The organism is Thiocapsa bogorovii, assembly GCF_021228795.1.
GTDB lineage: Bacteria > Pseudomonadota > Gammaproteobacteria > Chromatiales > Chromatiaceae > Thiocapsa > Thiocapsa bogorovii.
Window position 1 is genome coordinate 3600325 of the sequence record NZ_CP089309.1, and the last position, 17696, is coordinate 3618020.

General features: G+C 65.6%; 13 protein-coding genes and 1 pseudogene. 1 reads left to right on the forward strand and 13 read right to left on the reverse strand.

Annotated features, from left to right (window positions below; translation table 11 throughout):
* Window positions 1-162 precede the first annotated feature (162 nt).
* The 12 genes and pseudogenes from LT988_RS16120 to LT988_RS16175 all read right to left on the reverse strand — a co-directional run bounded on the left by LT988_RS16120 (window position 163) and on the right by LT988_RS16175 (window position 15230).
* Window positions 163-1977, reverse strand: coding sequence for a putative bifunctional diguanylate cyclase/phosphodiesterase (locus LT988_RS16120; protein WP_232406560.1), 1815 nt, complete (start codon window positions 1975-1977; stop codon window positions 163-165).
* Window positions 1922-2515, reverse strand: a pseudogene (locus LT988_RS16125) (PAS domain-containing protein); the annotation flags it as partial. The pseudogene LT988_RS16125 and the gene LT988_RS16120, both read right to left, overlap by 56 nt.
* A complete protein-coding gene (locus tag LT988_RS16130; protein ID WP_232406561.1) occupies window positions 2515-2796 on the reverse strand; it encodes a circadian clock KaiB family protein in 282 nt (93 codons plus the stop codon). The pseudogene LT988_RS16125 and the gene LT988_RS16130, both read right to left, overlap by 1 nt.
* Window positions 2793-5069, reverse strand: coding sequence for a circadian clock protein KaiC (gene kaiC / locus LT988_RS16135; RefSeq protein ID WP_232406562.1), 2277 nt, complete (start codon window positions 5067-5069; stop codon window positions 2793-2795). The genes LT988_RS16130 and kaiC overlap by 4 nt, the downstream gene beginning before the upstream one ends.
* The gene (locus LT988_RS16140; RefSeq protein ID WP_232406563.1) at window positions 5066-5620 is read right to left on the reverse strand and encodes a hypothetical protein; all 555 of its coding nucleotides are present in this window, start codon (window positions 5618-5620) and stop codon (window positions 5066-5068) included. The genes kaiC and LT988_RS16140 overlap by 4 nt, the downstream gene beginning before the upstream one ends.
* 5 nt (window positions 5621-5625) lie before the next feature.
* Window positions 5626-6174, reverse strand: coding sequence for a chemotaxis protein CheW (locus LT988_RS16145; RefSeq protein ID WP_232406564.1), 549 nt, complete (start codon window positions 6172-6174; stop codon window positions 5626-5628).
* The gene (locus LT988_RS16150; protein ID WP_232406565.1) at window positions 6164-7951 is read right to left on the reverse strand and encodes a diguanylate cyclase; all 1788 of its coding nucleotides are present in this window, start codon (window positions 7949-7951) and stop codon (window positions 6164-6166) included. Before LT988_RS16150 ends, LT988_RS16145 begins: the two co-directional genes overlap by 11 nt.
* A gap of 10 nt (window positions 7952-7961) precedes the next feature.
* Window positions 7962-8312 carry a response regulator gene (locus tag LT988_RS16155; RefSeq protein ID WP_232406566.1) on the reverse strand — a complete coding sequence of 117 codons (351 nt, stop codon included), beginning with the start codon at window positions 8310-8312 and terminating at the stop codon, window positions 7962-7964.
* A gap of 28 nt (window positions 8313-8340) precedes the next feature.
* The gene (locus tag LT988_RS16160) at window positions 8341-10665 is read right to left on the reverse strand and encodes a hybrid sensor histidine kinase/response regulator (RefSeq protein ID WP_232406567.1); all 2325 of its coding nucleotides are present in this window, start codon (window positions 10663-10665) and stop codon (window positions 8341-8343) included.
* A gap of 10 nt (window positions 10666-10675) precedes the next feature.
* Window positions 10676-12187, reverse strand: a complete 1512-nt coding sequence (locus LT988_RS16165) for a CheR family methyltransferase (RefSeq protein WP_232406568.1) — start codon at window positions 12185-12187, stop codon at window positions 10676-10678.
* Window positions 12187-13278 (reverse strand): chemotaxis-specific protein-glutamate methyltransferase CheB, encoded by a 1092-nt coding sequence (cheB, locus tag LT988_RS16170; RefSeq protein WP_232406569.1) that lies wholly within the window; start codon window positions 13276-13278, stop codon window positions 12187-12189. The genes LT988_RS16165 and cheB overlap by 1 nt, the downstream gene beginning before the upstream one ends.
* Window positions 13275-15230 carry a methyl-accepting chemotaxis protein gene (locus tag LT988_RS16175; protein ID WP_232406570.1) on the reverse strand — a complete coding sequence of 652 codons (1956 nt, stop codon included), beginning with the start codon at window positions 15228-15230 and terminating at the stop codon, window positions 13275-13277. Before LT988_RS16175 ends, cheB begins: the two co-directional genes overlap by 4 nt.
* Window positions 15231-15414: 184 nt before the next feature.
* Between LT988_RS16175 and malQ the strand changes: the two genes are divergently transcribed.
* Window positions 15415-16920 (forward strand): 4-alpha-glucanotransferase, encoded by a 1506-nt coding sequence (gene malQ, locus LT988_RS16180; protein WP_232406571.1) that lies wholly within the window; start codon window positions 15415-15417, stop codon window positions 16918-16920.
* Between the two features lie 227 nt (window positions 16921-17147).
* On the opposite strand, the gene LT988_RS16185 is transcribed toward malQ, so the two are convergent.
* A complete protein-coding gene (locus LT988_RS16185) occupies window positions 17148-17489 on the reverse strand; it encodes a TusE/DsrC/DsvC family sulfur relay protein (protein ID WP_007191634.1) in 342 nt (113 codons plus the stop codon).
* Between the last annotated feature and the right edge of the window lie 207 nt (window positions 17490-17696).

Genomic DNA, 17696 nt, shown 5'->3' on the forward strand with positions numbered 1-17696 from the left:
GGCCCCTACGGCCCTCGAAACAGGATGCTGCGGCTCTCCGACCGCTTCCGGGGGGTCAGATGCCGTACATCGGCCCGCCGGCCCGAGCCGGCACGGTTTGCGCAATGATAGCCCCATCGATGCCGATTCATGAACTGCCGGGGATGTTCTGCGACGGCCGAGTCAAGACAAGAGCCGAACGACCGCCTCCGGTGGCACCGCGGGGCTAAAGAGATAGCCTTGCGCGCGGTGGCAGCCGACCCCGAGCAGAAACCGCCGCTGAGCCTCCGTCTCGACCCCTTCGGCTAGGACATCGAACCCGAGGCTGTTGCCGAGCGTCGTGATGGCAGTGACGATGGCGGCACTGGCGGGGTCGTCCGGGAGACCGACGATGAAGCTCCGATCGATCTTGAGTGTGTCGAACGGCAGCCCCTTGAGATAGGCGAGCGACGAATAGCTGGTGCCGAAATCATCCATCGCCAACGAGATCCCCAGGTGTTTGAGGTCGCAGAGGAGTCGCTGCGCGTCCTCGCGCAGATCCATGACGAAGGTTTCGGTGAGCTCGAGCTCGAGGCGTTCGGCACCCAGTCCGGTCTCGTGCAGGATGGATTCGAGCGTCCGTGCGAAATCGCTGCGCTGGATCTGAACACCGGAGACGTTCACCGCGATGCGCCCGAACGGGATCCCTGCCGCCTCCCATTCCCGGGCCTGGAGGCAGGCACGTCGCAACACCCATGCGCCGAGGGGGATGATGAGCCCGGTTTCTTCGGCCAACCGAATGAAGCTGTCAGGCAGGACCATCCCGCGCTCGGGATGTTGCCAGCGCACCAACACCTCCAGCCCTGTCACCCGTGAGGTTCCGGTGTCGACCAGCGGCTGATAGTGCAGGCGCAGCTCGTCGCGCTCGATCGCGCGGTTGAGCTCCGAGGTCAAGGTGACGCGCTCGCGCGCGTAGTCCGTCAGAGCGCGTGCATAGTGGCGGTAGGTGTTGCCGCCGGCCTCGCGGGCTTGATAGAGGGCGGCATCGCAGTTCTGCATCAGCTCGGAGACGTTGGTGCCGTCCTCGGGATAGACGGCGATCCCGATGCTCGCGCTCATGAAGAGCTCGGCGGTCTTGACCATGAAGGGCTTGTTCAGACTCTCGCGGACGCGCTCCGCCATCAGTGCGGCGCGGGTGTCGATGTCCTCGTCGCCCTCGATCAGCAGGGCGAGCTCGTCGCCGCTCAGCCGTGCCACCGTATCGTCGATGCGCACCAGATCGCTGAGGCGCTTGGCCACCTCCCGCAGCGCGATGTCGCCGACCGCGTGTCCGAGGCTGTCGTTGATATGCCGGAAGCCGTCGAGGTCGACCAGGAGCATCCCGACGCGGGCTCGGCTCGTGCTCGCGCGCAGCAGGGCCTGCTCCAAGCGGGTACGGAACAGCAGCCGGTTGGGGAGGTCGGTGAGCGGGTCGCGGTGCGCCAGGCGTTCGATCTGGGCCTCGGAGCGCTTGATGTCGCTTAGATCCGAGAAGACCCCGACATAATGTGTCGTTTTCCCCAGTTCCGAGCGCACGGCGTTGATGTTGACCCACTGCGGATAGATCTCGCCGTCCTTGCGCCGGTTCCAGACCTCGCCCCGCCAGTGACCACGGTCAAGCAGGGCCCGCCACATCGCCTCGTAGAAGGGCTGCTCGTGCCGTCCGGACTTGAGCAGGCTCGGGTTGCGGCCCATCACCTCCTCCGGGCGGTAGCCGTTGATCTCGGTGAAGGCCGGATTGACCGCGATGATCGACGGGGTCGTATCCGTGATGACGACGCCCTCGCTGGTGCTCTCGAAGACGGCCGCCGAGAGACGCAGGCCCTCTTCTGCGGTCTTTCGCTCGGTGATGGTCCTGAAAGGCGCCTTCCACGTGGGTAATTCGACCCGCGACGTCACGCGCCGCGGCACCGATGGTTCTGACCCAGACCCGCCGGCCCCTCGCCGTGATGATCTGGAGCTCCTCGTCGTAGCCGACACCCTCCCGCGCGCAGGCCGTGAAGACGCGCGTAATGCGCTCCCGCCATTCGGGGGCGTAGTAAGAGATGCCATCCTCGACGCGCACCACCGTGCCGGGCGGCTCCTCGTGGATTCGGCAGACCTCGTCCGACCAGGTCGCCCGGTTGGCGAGGAGGTCGACATCCCAGCCGCCGATCCGCGCGAGGTTTGCGGCCATCCGGATCAGACGGTCACGTTCGCTCAGCCTGGCCTCCACGAGCTTGTGCTCGGTGACGTCGCGCAGGTAGACCACGGACACCTCATGACCGTCCATGGCCATCTCGACGCAGCGCATGTCCGTCGACACGACCCCGCCTGCGCGCGGAATCTCGATCTCGGTCGGCTCGTCGGGGATCACGATGAAGCCGAAATCGGCACCCAGCAAGGCATCGACCGGACGAGCGAACAGAGACGAGGCGGCGGCATTCGCGTAACGGATGATACCGTGCCGGTCCAGCATCAGGATGGCATCCGATGCCAGTGCGACGATGCGCTCGAAGTCGACGCGGCCCGAAGCCATCAATCGACCCTGAGATCGAGACCGACCAAGACCTTCTCTCGCTCGGATAGGTCGCCGACGACCCGTCGCATCGGCAGCGGCAGCTTCTTGATGACCACGGGGGTGGCGAGGATGCGCTCGTCCTCGGCGAGTTGCGGACGCTGGAGGATGTCGATCACCTCGACCTGGATCACCAGATCCGGCGTGGCGACCTCCACGGCGAGCCGTTCCAGGTTTTCTAAGGCGCGATTGGCTGCGGGCGTGCGCCCGGCGATATAAAGCCTCAGGAGGTGCGTCGTCATGTGCGCCCTCGTCCGACCGCGGCGCGCGTGCGCTCGACACCCGCTAGGCGGCGCTCGATTTGGGCGACTTGACGGTCGAGATCGGCCGTCTTGACCTCATGCTCGGCCCGCGCCAGACGCTCGTTGGCCGCCTGGATCTCGCTCAGCTCGGCGCGCATTTGGCGTGCGCGCTCGAGGTCGAGGTGCAGTTGGGCCATCGTCTCCTCGTCTTCCGCCTGACGCGCCATGCGCGCGGTGCCGTAGACGATGCCGCCCTCGCCGAGATAGGGGTCGACGATCCGCAGCCCGTCGCTGCCCATCCGAAACTCTTTGACCTGGTCCGATGTGGGCAAGCCGCGGGCCTTCACGACCGTGATCAGGCGGTTCATCTCACCGTTGTTTTCGTGTCGGCGCAGCTTGATCCAGACGTCGATGATGGAGGAGACATCCAGATGACTGACGCCCGAGCTGTCGTCGCCGAGCAGCTCGGTCGCCACCGTGGTGACGCCTTCTTCCTTGATCAGATAGAGCAGGCGCAGCAGCATCTCCTTGGCGACCGGATCGCGGCTGCGACCGGCCAAACCGCTGACCGGGTCCAGGATGACGAGCGCCGGGCGATGCTGTCGCACCGAGCGGATGACGCGCATCAGATGCTCCTCCAGACCCAGCTCCACCGCGCGAACCGGCTGAAGCAGCAGGGCGCCGAGCCCGTCGACCGCGCGGCTGTCCGTGCGGTGATAGCGGGCGAGGTCGATGCCGATACTGTGCTGGTTGCGGATCAGCTCGTCCAGGCTCTCCTCGAAGCTGATGTAGAGGGTCGACAGCCCGGCCTCGCAGGCGGCGCGGGCAAAGCTGCAGGCGATGCTCGTCTTGCCGGTGCCGGCTTGGCCGGACAGCAGCGTGATCGAACCCCTATAGGGACCTTGGCCGCCCAGCATGGCGTCGAGACCGGGGATACCCGTGGAGAGACGCGCGTCGGACACCTTGGCGCTGAGGACGGAGCCGGTGACCGGGACCAGGAAGATCCCGCCGCGATCGAGCAGGAAGGGATTTTCGTTGGAGCCGTGCGCCGCACCTCGGCGTTTAACCACGCGCAGTACGCGCGTCATCACCCGGTTGTTGACCTCTTGGGTGAGGGCGATCACGCAATCGGCGATATAGTCCTCGAGTCCGTAGCGGGTGCTGAAGTCGGCATATTCGCCGACCGTAATGAGGCAGGTCACGGCGCGATCGCGGATCCAGTCGAAGACATGCGTCAGCTCGCCGCGCAGGCTGGGCAGATCGGCAAAACCGGTTTCCATGCCGTCGACGGCGTCCATCACCAGACGGGTCGCACCCAGACTATCCAGCGCGAAACCGATGCGGGCGAGGATAGCGGTGAGCTCGATGGTCTCGCCGACTAGCACATCGTTGCGATCCGGACGCATGTCCAGGATGCGCAGACGTCCTTCGGCCAGATAGCGCCGGGCGGGAAAGCCGAAGCCCTCGGCGTGGCCGAGGAGCGCTTCCGGGGCCTCGTCGAAGGTCACGAAGACCGCGGTCTCGCCTGCCGCGATCCCTTGGCAGAGAAAGGTCAGCGCGATGACGGTCTTGCCGGTGCCCGCCGCGCCGCGCAGCAAGGTGGGTCGCCCGGACGGGAGACCACCTTGGAGGACGAAGTCGAGCCCTTCGATTCCGGTGGGGACCGGATGCCTCTGCATGGACTCTTCGGCCGAGTTCGATGCGGGGACGCCGACGTTGCTCCTGGGTATGGTCATGGCGACCGGTGATTCTCTTCTCATAGCCCTGTTTGAAATGTTATCGGGAGTCGGGTTCGGGCTCGGATCCGCCGACAGGCGCTCGCCTGTATCCGTCACGGACCAACTCTCCAGGAAAGCACTTGTCGCCAAGGATCGACCATACAGGTAACCCTGCCCTTCGTCACAGAATTCGTTGCGTAGGAAATCATGCTGCGCGCGTGTCTCAATGCCCTCGGCGATGACCCCGAGTCCGAGACTGCGCCCCAAGGCGATCACGGCGCGGGCGATCGCCTCGTCGTCGCGATCCTCGCCGTGCCGCTCCACGAATGACTTGTTCCCATTCGGTCGATTCAGGGGAAGCCGTTTCAGGTTTGGCCAATTGCAGCGCTTGGCCGTCGATGCGATGCCGGCCAGGATCTCGTCGGCGAGATCGAAGCGTCCGCTGTCGAGGGCCTCGGCCGCGCGCACGCGCACGCCATCGACAGTGTTCTGTCCGATTGGCGGCAGGGTGGCACTGCTCGCGCTTCCCGGGTTGCCGTTGCGACGGTCTGTCATGGTCCCTGTCGCCGTTGGTCGATCTCTGTGCGATCGCGCATCATCCGTGCGGGCGCCGCGATGCATGAGCCGACGGGCGTCGTGCAGGGGTCTCGCGGGAGCCGCAGAGGGTCGAGCAGGATCGCGAGGTCGCTCGCGTTCGTCGCCGAGAGTGCGACGAGCCCGCGTACGCAGGGCAGTGCAGACAGCGTCTCCATGAGTGCGGGGAGTGGATGGATCGCCTCGGCCGGTGCGCGCCGCAGCGAGACCGGCTCCTCGATGCGCACGTCCGTGGTTTGTGCCCCGTCCGACGCTCCGCCCTGCGACGTGTGCCTGAATCGGAGCAGACGCTCGCGCGTTCCATCCGTGTGGGCCGATGCCGGGTCGGGTCCACGCGCGAGGCCGAGCAGATCGGCCAATGCGGGCGCCCGTATGTCCGGCGTCTCGGCGAGATCGGCGATGCCCCGAATGCGCTCGGAGGCAACCGCGAACCTCAGCGCGCCGACGCTGAAGACCACCAAGTCGATCCCGGCGTCGTCGCCCTCGTTTCGAGGCTCTTGTCTGCACCCCATCCGCGTCACCGCTGCTCGGGCACTAGGGTCTGAAACACCCGATCCAGATCGAGCAGCATCACGACGTGTCCCTGATGCTCGAACACCCCGGTTGCGAGCCCGCGCAGGGGCTCGGGCAAGCTGTCTGGCGGGGCTTGGATGGACGCCTCGGTCACGTCCAGAACGTCGACCACCCGATCGACCCGCAAGCCGCTGCGCACCTGCGTGCCCCGGGCGAGCAGGATGGCCGAGCGACGCGCGGACGGGGCATGCGTCAGGCCGAGCAGATCGCCGAGGCGGACCACCGAGGCGATATCGCCGCGGACATTGATGACGCCCTCCAAGGCCGGTGGGCAGCCGGGGACGAAATGGATGGTCGTGAGCGGAAGGATTTCCACCAACACGCGCGCCGGGAAGGCCAGCAACGCCTCGCCGACGACGAAGATCACGAGCTTGACCTTGGCGGTCTCCACCTCGACGACCTGTGCGCCGGCTCCGCGTCGCCGATCCAGGATCATGTCCAGCTCATCGTGATCGGACGCGATGGTTTCCGATTCGGTTCGCTCAAGATCCATGGGATGTCCCCGTCGATTCAGGCGCAGGTTCGGGCAAGGCGTCTTCCGCCGCCGCGATCTCGACCCGGTTGCGACCGCCGTTCTTGGCTCGATAAAGCGCCCGATCGGCGGCTTCGGTCATGGCGTCCGGCGTGTCGAAGGTCGGAAAGTCCGACACCCCGACGCTGAAGGTGCAGCGGAATTCCTGTCCGTCGGAGAAGAAGGTGACATTCCAGAAGCTCGTGCGCAGGGCGTCGAGGATACGCTTGGCCTGCTCGGCGCCCACGCCGTTGAGGACCACCGCGAACTCCTCTCCGCCGTATCGTCCGACCAGGTCGTCCTCGCGCAGGCGCAGGCGCAGCGTCCGGCTCAGCGCGATCAGGACCTGGTCGCCGGTCGGATGGCCGTAGGTGTCGTTGACCGCTTTGAAGTGATCGACGTCGATCATGGCGAAGCACAGGGGCTTCTCGGCACGGCGCGCGTTCGCCACGGCGACCCCCAGGAACTGCATAATCGCGTTGTGGTTGAAGAGTCCCGTCAGACCGTCGCGGACCATCAGGGAGTGCAGGATGCGCATCCGCTCGGCTCGCAGACCGACCTCCGCGATCAATCGGGCCGGTTCGATCGGTTTGGTCAGAAAGCCGTCCGCCCCGACCGCGAGCGCCTTGTGCTGGCGCTCCACGTCGGTCTCGGAGGAAACATAGATGATCGGCAGGCTCACATGACCCGGGATCTGGCGCAGGATCCGAGACAACTCCGGGCCGGAGCAGTCCGGCATGTACATGTCCATCAGCACGAGATCGGCATCGAAGGTGTCGAGCAGACCCAGCACCTGTTCCGGATCGCTCACCGCCTTGGCGACCATGCCCGCCTCTTCCAGTACCGTTGCGTGGAACTGGGCCAGCTCGCGGTCGTCGTCCACCACCAGGACGTTGATGGGCTCGGGCGGATGCGGGTTGGTGAGACGATCGAGGAATTCCAGCAGCTCGACCATCTTGATCGGCTTGGTGCAGTAGGCGTTGCCGCCGGCGCGCACCGCCTGGAGGCGCCCGCCGAAGTCGTCGCGGCAAGAGATGAAGATGCAGGGAATCGTCGCCTGCTTCCCGCTTCTGAGCTCGGCCAGCATCCTCGGCCCGGCGTTCTCGTCCTCCGGGAAAACGACGTCGAGGATCAATGCCGACGGGCGTTCGGCTTCGACTGCCTCGCGCAGATCGGGGAGGTTCGTGAAGGCCCGCACGCGATAGCCGAAGCATCCGAGCTGACCGGCCAGTTGCGCGGCGAGATCGGGGTCGTCGTCGCAGAGATAGACCATCCGCTGGCTGCGATCCGCCGATTGTCCGGGGCGTGCGTCTGACGGTTGTCCGGCTGCCGGCTCGGACCGAGGGAGCTCGAATCCGGGAGCCACGTCGGGGTCCACCTGCACATCGGCGGCCAGCGCCAGCGCGTCCAGATCGTCCATCATGCGTTCGAGCGCGTTCGGCAGCGCGGCCTCGACCGGAGCGCCCGAGTCCATGGCGTTCCGCACGGTCTGCTCGGCGGCTTTGGCGGCGTCGCTGATCTGTCGGAAGCCGAAGGTGGCGCCCGAGCCCTTCAGGGTATGGAAGAGGATGTAGAGCGCGTCGAGATGTGCGTGATCGATCTCGCCCGGGCGCAGCTCGGCGACGGCGCGGCGGGCATCGGCAAGGCGCCCCGGCAACTGAGACAGAAAGGATGCGCGCAGCCGCGCCTTGCGGATCTGAAAGGATTCGGCCTTGTTCGGTGCTGCGGGCGCAGGGGCGTTTCCCCGTTCGGCGACCATGGTGTCCTCGTTAAATCCCGGCGACGGCTGCCGGCAAGGTGGCCTCGAGCGATGCATCCTTCGTCAGGCAGGCGGCAAGGCCGGGCACCTGCGCGCGCAACGGCTCCGGGTCGTCCCCGGTCAGCAGAACAAAGGGTGTGGCGATACCTCGATCGCGCATCTCCCGAAACAGGTCTAAACCGCTCAAGAGCGGCATGTGCATGTCCGAGATGATCAGGTCGAATCCGTTCTGCGCATCGCCGAGGGCCTCAAGGGCCTCGATGCCGCTCTCGACAAGCCTGCAGGTGTGTCCCTCTGCATCCAGAATGGCCTCGGCCATGGCTCCGGCGAAGGGGTCGTCGTCGACGATCAAGATACGCATAACAAGAAGTCCTAAAAACTGTGTGTGATCAGCCGAGCAGATTCCGCAAAGTGTCGACTAGATTCGATTGGTCGAAATCGCCTTTGACGATGTAGGCGTCGGCGCCGACCTGGATGCCCCGCTGTTTGTCCTCGGGGGTCTGACGCGAGGTGACGATAATGATCGGCGTGGAACGGCATTTTTCGTTCTCGCGCAGCTTGGCGGTGAGTGAAAAGCCGTCCAACCCCGGCATCTCCACATCCGTCAGAATCGCGTCGAAGCGCCCGCCCACGGCCTTCTGCCAGCCGTCGAGACCGTCTTCGGCCAGGGTGACGCGGTAGCCGGACGCCTCCAGGACCTCCTTCTCGATCTCGCGCGTGTTCAGCGAGTCGTCCACCACCAGGACGCGCTGGCCCTGTTGTCCGGCGTGCCGCGGCGTCGAATCCTTCACCGCCGCCTTGATCGCCTCGCCGCGGATGCGTCGTGCCGCGTCCAGCAGGGCAGGGGCCTGAAGCAGGCTGACCAGCGCGTTGGTGCCGGTGACGACGACGCCGCCGACTAGGCCGCCGAAGGCACCGCGGCCGCGCATGTGCTCGGGCAGCGGCTTGAGGACCATGTCGCGTTCGTCAACGAGCTGATCTACGACCAGCCCCAGCTTCGCCTGGCGCACCCCGATGACGACGACCAAGAGCGCCTCTTCGTCGACTCCGGGCCGCCGTCGTGCCGCCGGCTCGGCCGGCAAACCCAGAAGATCGGCCAGGCGAATGAGGGGGACCAGCTCGTTGCGAAGCACGACCGCCGGGCGTCCGGCGACCTGAATCGTCTCGGAGCGGGATGTGCGGATCAGCTCGGAGACGTGCGGCGCGGTCAACCCGAAGCAGTGCCCGGCCGTTTCGAACAGCAGGATGCGCATCACCGCCAGAGAGAGCGGGAGCTTGAGCGTCAGGGTGGTCCCGGCGCCCGGCCGAGAGTTGATCGAGACCGATCCCTGCAGGTCGTCGGTGATGGCGCGCTTGACGACGTCCATCCCGACGCCGCGACCCGAGACCTCGGTGATCATGGTGCTGGTGCTGAAGCCGGGTTGGAAGAGGAGGTCGGCGACCTGCTCGTCGGTCAGCTCTTGCCCGGTCGCTTGGATGGCGGCGGTCTCGATCAGGCCCTTTTGGATTGCCTTCTCGAGGATGCGCGCGCGGTCGAGTCCGCGGCCGTCGTCGCTGATGGCGATCAGCACGGCACCGCCTTCCTGACGTGCCGCGAGACGAATCTGCCCGAGCGCCGGCTTGCCGGCGGCCAGACGCTCCTCGGCCGACTCGATGCCGTGGTCGACGGCGTTGCGCACCAGGTGGACCAATGCATCGCTGAGATGGTCGATGATCTGGCGGTCGAGCTCGATCTCGCTGCCGTCGATCTCGCACCGGATTTCCTTGCCGAGCGAGCGCCCGAGCTCGCGCGCCACCCGGGCGATCGGGTCCAGGACCGTACCCAGAGGCAGCATCCGCATGCCGAGTGTGCGGTCGTTGAGCTCGCCGACGAGCCGCTCCTGATCGAGCGTCAGGTCGCGCAGATCGAGCGTGAACCGGTGCAGCGCATGGGCCAGCTCTGCCGACGCGGATCCCGTCTCGGCGACGGCGCGGGCGGCAAGCGCCCCGGCCGCGGCATCGAGCCGGCGCGCCTCGCCCAGTACATGACGGAGCCGCGCCTGATTGGAGACCATCTCGCCCATCAGTTTGACCAGTGCGTCGAGCTTGTCCGTGCGTACGCGCACGCTCTCGGGTGCGCGGATGATTGGTGGGAACTCGGCGCCGGTCGGTCGGGGGGGCTTTGGCGTCGGGTGTGTCGCGGATGAGGTCGCGGGCGAGGGCTGCGCGGGGTCTCCGGGCGGGATTCGGTCTTGGAGGGCGCCCGGCGTTGCGTGAGCATCGACAGCGGTCGCGACTGCGGTTTCGCCAATGGCCGGGGGACCCGGTTCCGACCAATCACCTGCAGCGGCCCGGGTGAGCCGCTCGCATAGGGCCTGATCGGGTGGTCCGGAGGCCGCGCCCGCGCCGGAAGCGGCGACCTCTTCGATCATTGCGCCGATCGCATCGACGGCACGCATCAGCAGTGCCGCGAGTGCCGGGTCGGGTTGGATCTTGTCTTCGCGTAAGACCCCGAGCACGTCTTCGAGATGGTGTGCGGTCTCGGCGATGCTCGCGAGCTTGAGCATCCGCGCAGACCCTTTGATGGTGTGGGCGGATCGGAACAGGGCGTCGATGCCGTCCCGGCCCCCATCGCCCGCCGTCCCGAGCCTGGCGAGTCCGGTTTCGAGTCGGGCGATATGCTCGCGCGCCTCGTCGACGAAACGGCCGATGAATTTGGTGATGTCGAGTGCCACGACGAGGTGCTCAGGCCGCGGTTTCGGCGAGACGGGCCAGGTGCGTCTCGCAAAGGAAGCGCAGATCCTTCACCGACAGGAGCGAGGGCAGCGCGCCCGTGTTCTGCATTGCGAGTGCATCGTTCTGCAGCTGGCGCAGCACGATCCGGTACTCGCGTCCTGCCGGCACGGGCTCGCCTCTCTGGCGATAGATTTCGGCGAGCTGGAAGTGGGCTCTCCAGCAGCCGGGTTTGTCGTACACCACCCGACGCAAGGCGCCGATCGCTTCCTGTGTGTCGCCGCGCAGAAGTGCGCAGCGCCCGAGCAAGAGGAGCGCTTCCAGTGACCAAGGATCTTGCGTCAAGGCCCGTCGTGCGGCCGCTTCCGCGCTGGCCGTGTCGCCGCGTTCGAGCAGCAGATGGGCTTGGAGCGAGAGATGCTCGGCGGCGGCGTCCCGGGGATCGCAGAGCGGGCCGAGATGGTGAAGCGCCTCTTCGAAACGCTCGGATCGGGCCGAGGCCAGGGCCCTCTCGTAGCGCTCTCGATCGACCGTGTTCGTGACCGGCGCGATCGAGCCGGCTGTTTCCGGGCGAAGGTCGATCGAGCCCGGATCACGTCGATCGGCCGAGTCGGATCGCACTGGGTCGGCTCGCGGCGGGCGGGCGCACGGCCGCGTCTTCCCGGCCGCGGCCGAGCGCCCACCGAGTCCCGGGTCCGCGATCCCTTGCAAGGGCTCGACCGGGGCCCGCTCGAACAGGAAGACGCCGTCCAGCGCCACCAGGCGCATCAGTCCGAAGTCGTTGGCGAGTGTCTCCGAGGCACCGACGATCAGATGACCACGGGGCTTGAGCAGATCCCGCAACCGCGCGATGACCGCCTTGCGGGTTGTCGGGTCGAAGTAGATCGACACATTGCGGAAGAAGATGATGTCTTGTTCCTGCATCGCCGGCGGGTAGTCAGGCGCAAGCAGGTTCCAGGACATGAAATCGACCTGTTGGCGGATCGCCGCGTCGACGCGTCGGTGCGTCCCGTCAAGCGCCGAGAACCAGCGATCGCGAAGCTCGGCGGGCAGGGCCCGAAACGCGAACGGGCTGTAGACCGCCGTGCGGGCGCGCTCGAGTGCGGTTTCGTCGACATCGCCTGCCGTGATCCTAAACAGACGCCCCGCGAGATCGCCGTAACGCTCGCGCAAGGCGATGGCAATCGAATAGGGTTCCTCGCCGGTGGAGCATCCCAAGGAGAGAATCCGGATCGGATTGCCCTTCTCGGCTTGGGTCAGGCGCGCCGGCACGAGCCGCTCCACGAGCAGATCGAGATGATCTGGCTCACGGTAGAAATAGGTCTCCTTGACCGTCAGCAAGCTGGTCAGGTGCCCGAGCTCGACCGGATCGGCCGCGACGGATTTCAGGTAGGCGTCGATCGATCCCGCGGCGGTTGCCGTCATCCTGCCCGCGAGGAGGGATCGGAGTCGTTCATCCGCGTCCGGGCCGAAGTGCAGCCCGAGGCGATCCTTGACGAAACCCTTGAAGGACTGGAGGGGCATCAGGCAACCCCGGCGCCGATGGCAGCGCCACAACCAGCCAGCATGCAGAGCTTGTCCGCGATGAGATCGAGCGGCAGCGTCAGCTGCACGCCGCCGGCGAGGATCGCCTCGCGGTTCATCCCGAAGATGACGGAAGTGGCTTCGTCTTGGGCGATGGTTGTCCCGCCGGCCTTCGCGAGCGCGAGCATCCCTTGTGCGCCGTCGCGCCCCATCCCGGTGAGGATCACGCCGACCGCATCGCGCCCGACCTGCGCCGCGACACTTGTCAGCAACCGATCGCAGCTCGGGCGATACACGTCGGACTCGGCGCGCTGCTCCAAGCGGATGCGCCGGCCGGCACCGAGCGTCATGTGGGTGATCGAATCGGCGATATAGACCCGCCCAGGCAGGAGCGCCTCGCCCTCGACGGGGATCTTGACCGGCAGCGCGCAGAGTTGATCCAACCAGTCGGCCATTGCCACGGCAAAGCCATCGGAGATGTGCTGTGCGATCAGAACCGGGGCCGCAAAGTCTGCGGGGAGGTCCGGTAGGATTCGAGCGAGGGCCTGAGGCCCGCCGGTCGAGGAGGCGATGGCAACGACAGGCGAGCCGGGTCGGCTCGGCGGTGTGTCTCTTCGCGTCTCAGGCCAAGCCGAGAGTGTCGGATCGTCGGGCACGTCTTTGACGACGAGTGCGCCGTTGCGGCGGATATGGCGGATCACCGGAATCCGGGCCAGGATGCGCAGGCGCGACGCCAATCCCGCTCCCTCGTCGAAGGTCGGCTTGCGCGCGGCCTCGAGTGCACCGCGTGCCACCGCTGCCATTGCGTTGGCGGCGTCGGCCAGGTCGGAAAGGACCAAGATCGGCACGGCATGACGAGACATGATCTCCTCGATCGCCTGCATCCCGTCCATCTCGGGCATCTGAAGATCCATGGTGACGACGTCGGGCTTGAGTGCGAGGGTCTTTTCGACCGCCTCCCGACCGTCCGCGGCTTCGCCGCAGACGACAAGCCCCGGCGCGGTTTCGATCAACGCGCGAATCAGGCTCCTTGCGGAGCGGCTGTCGTCGACCACCAGGACCCGTACGGGTGGCCTCGAGTGCTCGGTCATGAGGACGCGCTCGACCCACCGGATGCGGCAGCCGGCGTGTTTGCTCCTTCGAGTACGAACTGATCCAGGCTGGACTGCAGCGCACCGGCGAGCTCGTTCATGTCCCGCGCGATATCGGCAATCTGGCGCACGGCACCGGCGGTTTCCGAGCTGGCGGTAACGATCTCGCGCAAGGCGACCACAACCTGACTACTGGCGGTGCGCTGTTGTTGCGTGGAGAGACTGATCTGCTGGGCGGAGGTCGAGGTCTCGCTCGCCGCCTCGACGATGGCTTGGAGGATGTCGGCCGTGCTGGCCGAGTCCGCGATTCCCTGCTGGATCCCGGTGGAGCCTTTTTCCGAGCTGATCACCAGCCGGTTGATCGACTCCTGGATCTCGGCGACCTTCCCGGTGATCTCTCCGGTGGATTCGGTCACCGAGTCGGCGAGCCGGCGGATCTCGGCGGCGACAACGCCGAAGCGTTTTCCGGCTTCACCCGCAGAGGATGCCTCCAAGGCAGCGTTGAAGGCGATCAACTTGGTTTGATCGGCCACCGTATCGATGATCTGCATGATCTTGGAGATCTCCTTGGAGCGGGTGCCGAGCTCGAGGATCTCGTTCAACGCCGTCTGATTGTCCTCGCCGATCCGTCGCATCTTCTCCACCAGACGCTGCATGGCATCCGAGCCGCGAAGGCTGTCGTCATAGGTCCGACCGGCGATGTTCACGACGGACTCGGAGTATTCCGCGATCTGGGTCGAGGAGGCGGAGAGCTCTTCCATCGTCGAGGTGATCTCGGCCACGGAGGCCGACATCTGACTGGAGGTCGCGGCCTGTCCGTCGATCGCCTGCGCGATCTCGCGTGATGCCGCGTGGACCGAGAAGGCGGTCGTCTCCACGCCCGTCACCAACGCATTGAGATGCTCGCGCATGCCCGCGAGCGCGCGGGCGAGGTCCGCCAGCTCGTCCTTGCCGTCGATCGCGTCGCCACCGCTCAGATCGCCATTGGTCACACGATCGATCTCGTTGGTCAGCCGGCGGATCCGTGCGGTCATGGCGTGGGCCGTGATCAACGAGATCCCGATACTGAAGAGCGCGACCAGCACGCCGATGATCATGGCCTGCATGCGCGTCTCGTCGAGGGCCGCAACGTGCCGGGTGCGATCCATCGCTACCTCGACCACGCCGAGCGGTTTGCCCGAATAATCCGTAATCATCTCCGCGTAGGCCGCGGCCGGAGTTGTTCCGATCTCGATTTCCGCGACTTGGGGCTCTCCGGCGAACGCAGCGCTCAGCGCGTCCGGGCCGAGGAAGGGCTGACCTTCATGGGTACTTGCAAAGGTCTCCGCCTCGCCGTCACGGAGAATATAGAGCGCCGCATCGACGCCGTAGCTTGCTTTGAAGTCGTCGAAGAAGTCTTGTCCGAACGACATGCCGAATTCGACCGAGCCGAGGTGGCGCCCCTCTCGGAACACCGGCACCACGCCGCGAGCGCCGAGACCCGCAACACCGAGCTCCAACCCGCGGTGAGGCTTGCGATCGCGGTTGGTATCCACCACGGACTGACGGAAGCTCGAAAGGTCGTCGCCGAACTTCTCCAGCATGTGCAGCCGCAGAAAAGACGTGGCCGGGGCGGTGTGGAACTGGAACTGAACCGCACCGAAGTCGCGCGCGAGGGCCTCGAACGGCGGGTGAAGCTGCTCGACGAGCCAGCCGCGATCGCCCGCGGCGAAGCGCGCCTGGACCTCCGGCATCTCGGCGACGAGGACGCTGAGTGCCTCCGCCAAGTCGACGTCATCGCGGATGCGTGCCTGAACCATTGCCGCGAACTGACGCAGCTCGGACTCCTCCGAATGACGGCTTAGGGTCTCGAGATTGTGCAGGCTCACGAGCGTGAGCGTGGTGATGGCCAGGACAATTGCGGCGCCGATCACCAGGAGAATGTTGGCCCACAGACGGATTTGCTTGAACATCTGGACGCGTCTCTTATGTGGAAGCGAGCGCCCGATGTCGGTCCGGCGCGGAAAATACTTAGAAAGTGTAGCTGAATTCAAATCATCGACGGTGAGAACTCGCGAGCAATCCCGCGCGGCTTTTCGGCCGCGCTTTGGGTAGACTCATGCTTTTTATTCCTCGCCCAGACTTTGGAGTCACGGCATGCACCGCACCAGCGGCATTTTGCTTCACCCGACATCGCTGCCCGGCCCGTTCGGGATCGGCGATCTCGGGCACTCGGCTCGACGTTTCGTGGATTTTCTCGAGGCAGCGGGGCAGGGGTTGTGGCAGATGTTGCCGCTCGGGCCGACCGGATATGGCGAGTCGCCCTATCAGTGCACCTCCGCATTCGCCGGTAACCCCTTCTTGATCAGTCCGGAGCTCTTGGTGGACGCGGGTTGGCTCGACCCGGACGATCTCGATGTCCCGGATTTCTGGAGCGATCAGGTCGATTTCCATGCCGTCATCCCGTGGAAGCGGGCGCTGATTGCACGCGCGGTGCATGCTTTCCAGGAGCATGCGAGCGAGACCGATCGCGAGGACTATCTCCTGTTTCGGCGGGCGCATGCCGACTGGTTGGACGACTTTGCTCTCTATCATGCGCTGAAGGTTCACCATGGTCATCGTCCCTGGACCGAGTGGCGTGCCGACCTGGCGCGACGCGAGCCGGAGGCCCTGGCCCGCTGGAGTAAGTCGCATGCGCGCGAGCTCGATGCCCAGCGCCTGATCCAATACTTCTTCTTCACGCAATGGTCCGGGCTACGCGCCTATGCCAACAGCCGGGGTGTTCGCCTCATCGGCGATATGCCGATCTTCGTTGCCCATGATTCGAGCGAGGTCTGGACCCATCGGGAATGGTTTCAGCTCGACGAAGCGGGTCATCCGACGGTCGTCGCCGGTGTGCCTCCGGATTATTTCAGCGCGACCGGGCAGCGTTGGGGCAATCCGCTTTACGATTGGCCGAAGGTGGCGGCCGACGGCTACAGCTTCTGGGTGCAGCGTCTGCGACGGGTCTTGGAGCTGGTCGACCTGGTGCGGATCGATCACTTCCGTGGGTTCGCCGGTTACTGGGAGATCCCGGCGGCGGAGGAGACCGCCGTCAACGGCCGATGGATGCCGGGTCCGGGGATGGCGCTCTTCGACGCATTGCGTGCGACGTTGGGGGAGGGGCTGCCGTTGATCGCCGAGGATCTCGGGGTCATCACCGAGGACGTGGAGGCCTTGCGCGACGGGCTCGACCTGCCCGGTATGGCGATCCTGCAATTCGGGTTCGAGGACACCGAGGGCGGATTCGGACGCTCGTCCTTCCTACCCCACAATCATCGTTCCAGCCTCGCGGTCTACACCGGGACACACGACAACAACACCTTGCTCGGATGGTGGGCGCTGCGCGACTCGGAGACCCGACACAACGCGATGCTTTATCTCAACAGCGACGGCAGCGAAATCCATTGGGATTTCATTCGCAGCGCGCTCGGGTCGGTCGCAGCGCTTGCGCTCTTTCCGATGCAGGATGTCCTGGGTCTTGCCGAGGCGTGCATGAACCGTCCCGGCACCTCCGAGGGCAACTGGCTCTGGCGCTATCGCGACGACATGTTGACGGACGACGCAGCGGAGCGGCTGCGCGTGCTGAGCCGGATTTACGGTCGGTTGCCCTATCCGATCTGAAGCTGCATGCTGCCAGCGGCGTCTTGTGCCTCGCTCGGCTCGGCACAATCCCGCGGTACGCTGATCCGCAGTTAGCGCTGGCGACAGTAAGCGCAACAGGCATCGGCGGAGCAGCGCGGCCTAGATTTTCAAAAGCTTTCGAATCTAAACCGCGTCAGCTCCGACAGTCGTTGTTGCGGCCGTCGTCGATCCAATTCACAAACCAGACGTGCGGCTCCGGACGCGGTTTAGCAGGAATGGCAGTAATACCGCGGCAACCCGGCAAGACGACAGGCCTGCTTGCAGCCTCCGTTCGGAAAGAGTCCTTCCAGGTGCTTGCGCGAGCAGGGTGTATGGGGTGAGACATGCGCGCCGACGGTCTTGATGATGACCTTCGGGGAGGGCGGCATCTCGTGGGTTGCGTAGTACTCGCGAAGGAAATTGATGACCGCCCAATGGCATTCGGTCAGGCTCAGACCTTCCTCTTCGGCCAAGGCCGTCGCAACCGACGGCTCCCAATCGTCGAAATAGGCCAAATGGCCCTGCTTGTTGACCTCGAGCTGCCGTCCGGCGATCTGCATGGCTGACATTGCGTGCTCCTCCACCCTGCGGGTGGCCTGATACTGCTTTGGTGGTTTTATGCCTGTCCGATGGCTTTTGGTCCGTGTTCGGGGTCGTTTCGGACGTATCACTCGTCCGACTAGACAATTGTCAATGCAATTTCGCCTAATCATGGACCGAAATCCGGCAGATGCAACCGGATCCAGATCAACGGGAGGCCAAATTTCGATCCGAAT

Bases quoted from the DNA above. Each gene is read 5' to 3' on its own strand.
- LT988_RS16185 (WP_007191634.1), bottom strand. From the start codon at position 17,489: ATGTCAGCCATGCAGATCGCCGGACGGCAGCTCGAGGTCAACAAGCAG.
- LT988_RS16155 (WP_232406566.1), bottom strand. From the start codon at position 8,312: ATGCGTATCTTGATCGTCGACGACGACCCCTTCGCCGGAGCCATGGCC.
- LT988_RS16165 (WP_232406568.1), bottom strand. From the start codon at position 12,187: ATGCCCCTCCAGTCCTTCAAGGGTTTCGTCAAGGATCGCCTCGGGCTG.
- LT988_RS16140 (WP_232406563.1), bottom strand. From the start codon at position 5,620: ATGGGGTGCAGACAAGAGCCTCGAAACGAGGGCGACGACGCCGGGATC.
- malQ (WP_232406571.1), top strand. From the start codon at position 15,415: ATGCACCGCACCAGCGGCATTTTGCTTCACCCGACATCGCTGCCCGGC.
- LT988_RS16145 (WP_232406564.1), bottom strand. From the start codon at position 6,174: ATGGATCTTGAGCGAACCGAATCGGAAACCATCGCGTCCGATCACGAT.
- kaiC (WP_232406562.1), bottom strand. From the start codon at position 5,069: ATGACAGACCGTCGCAACGGCAACCCGGGAAGCGCGAGCAGTGCCACC.
- cheB (WP_232406569.1), bottom strand. From the start codon at position 13,278: ATGACCGAGCACTCGAGGCCACCCGTACGGGTCCTGGTGGTCGACGAC.
- LT988_RS16130 (WP_232406561.1), bottom strand. From the start codon at position 2,796: ATGACGACGCACCTCCTGAGGCTTTATATCGCCGGGCGCACGCCCGCA.
- LT988_RS16150 (WP_232406565.1), bottom strand. From the start codon at position 7,951: ATGGTCGCCGAACGGGGAAACGCCCCTGCGCCCGCAGCACCGAACAAG.
- LT988_RS16175 (WP_232406570.1), bottom strand. From the start codon at position 15,230: ATGTTCAAGCAAATCCGTCTGTGGGCCAACATTCTCCTGGTGATCGGC.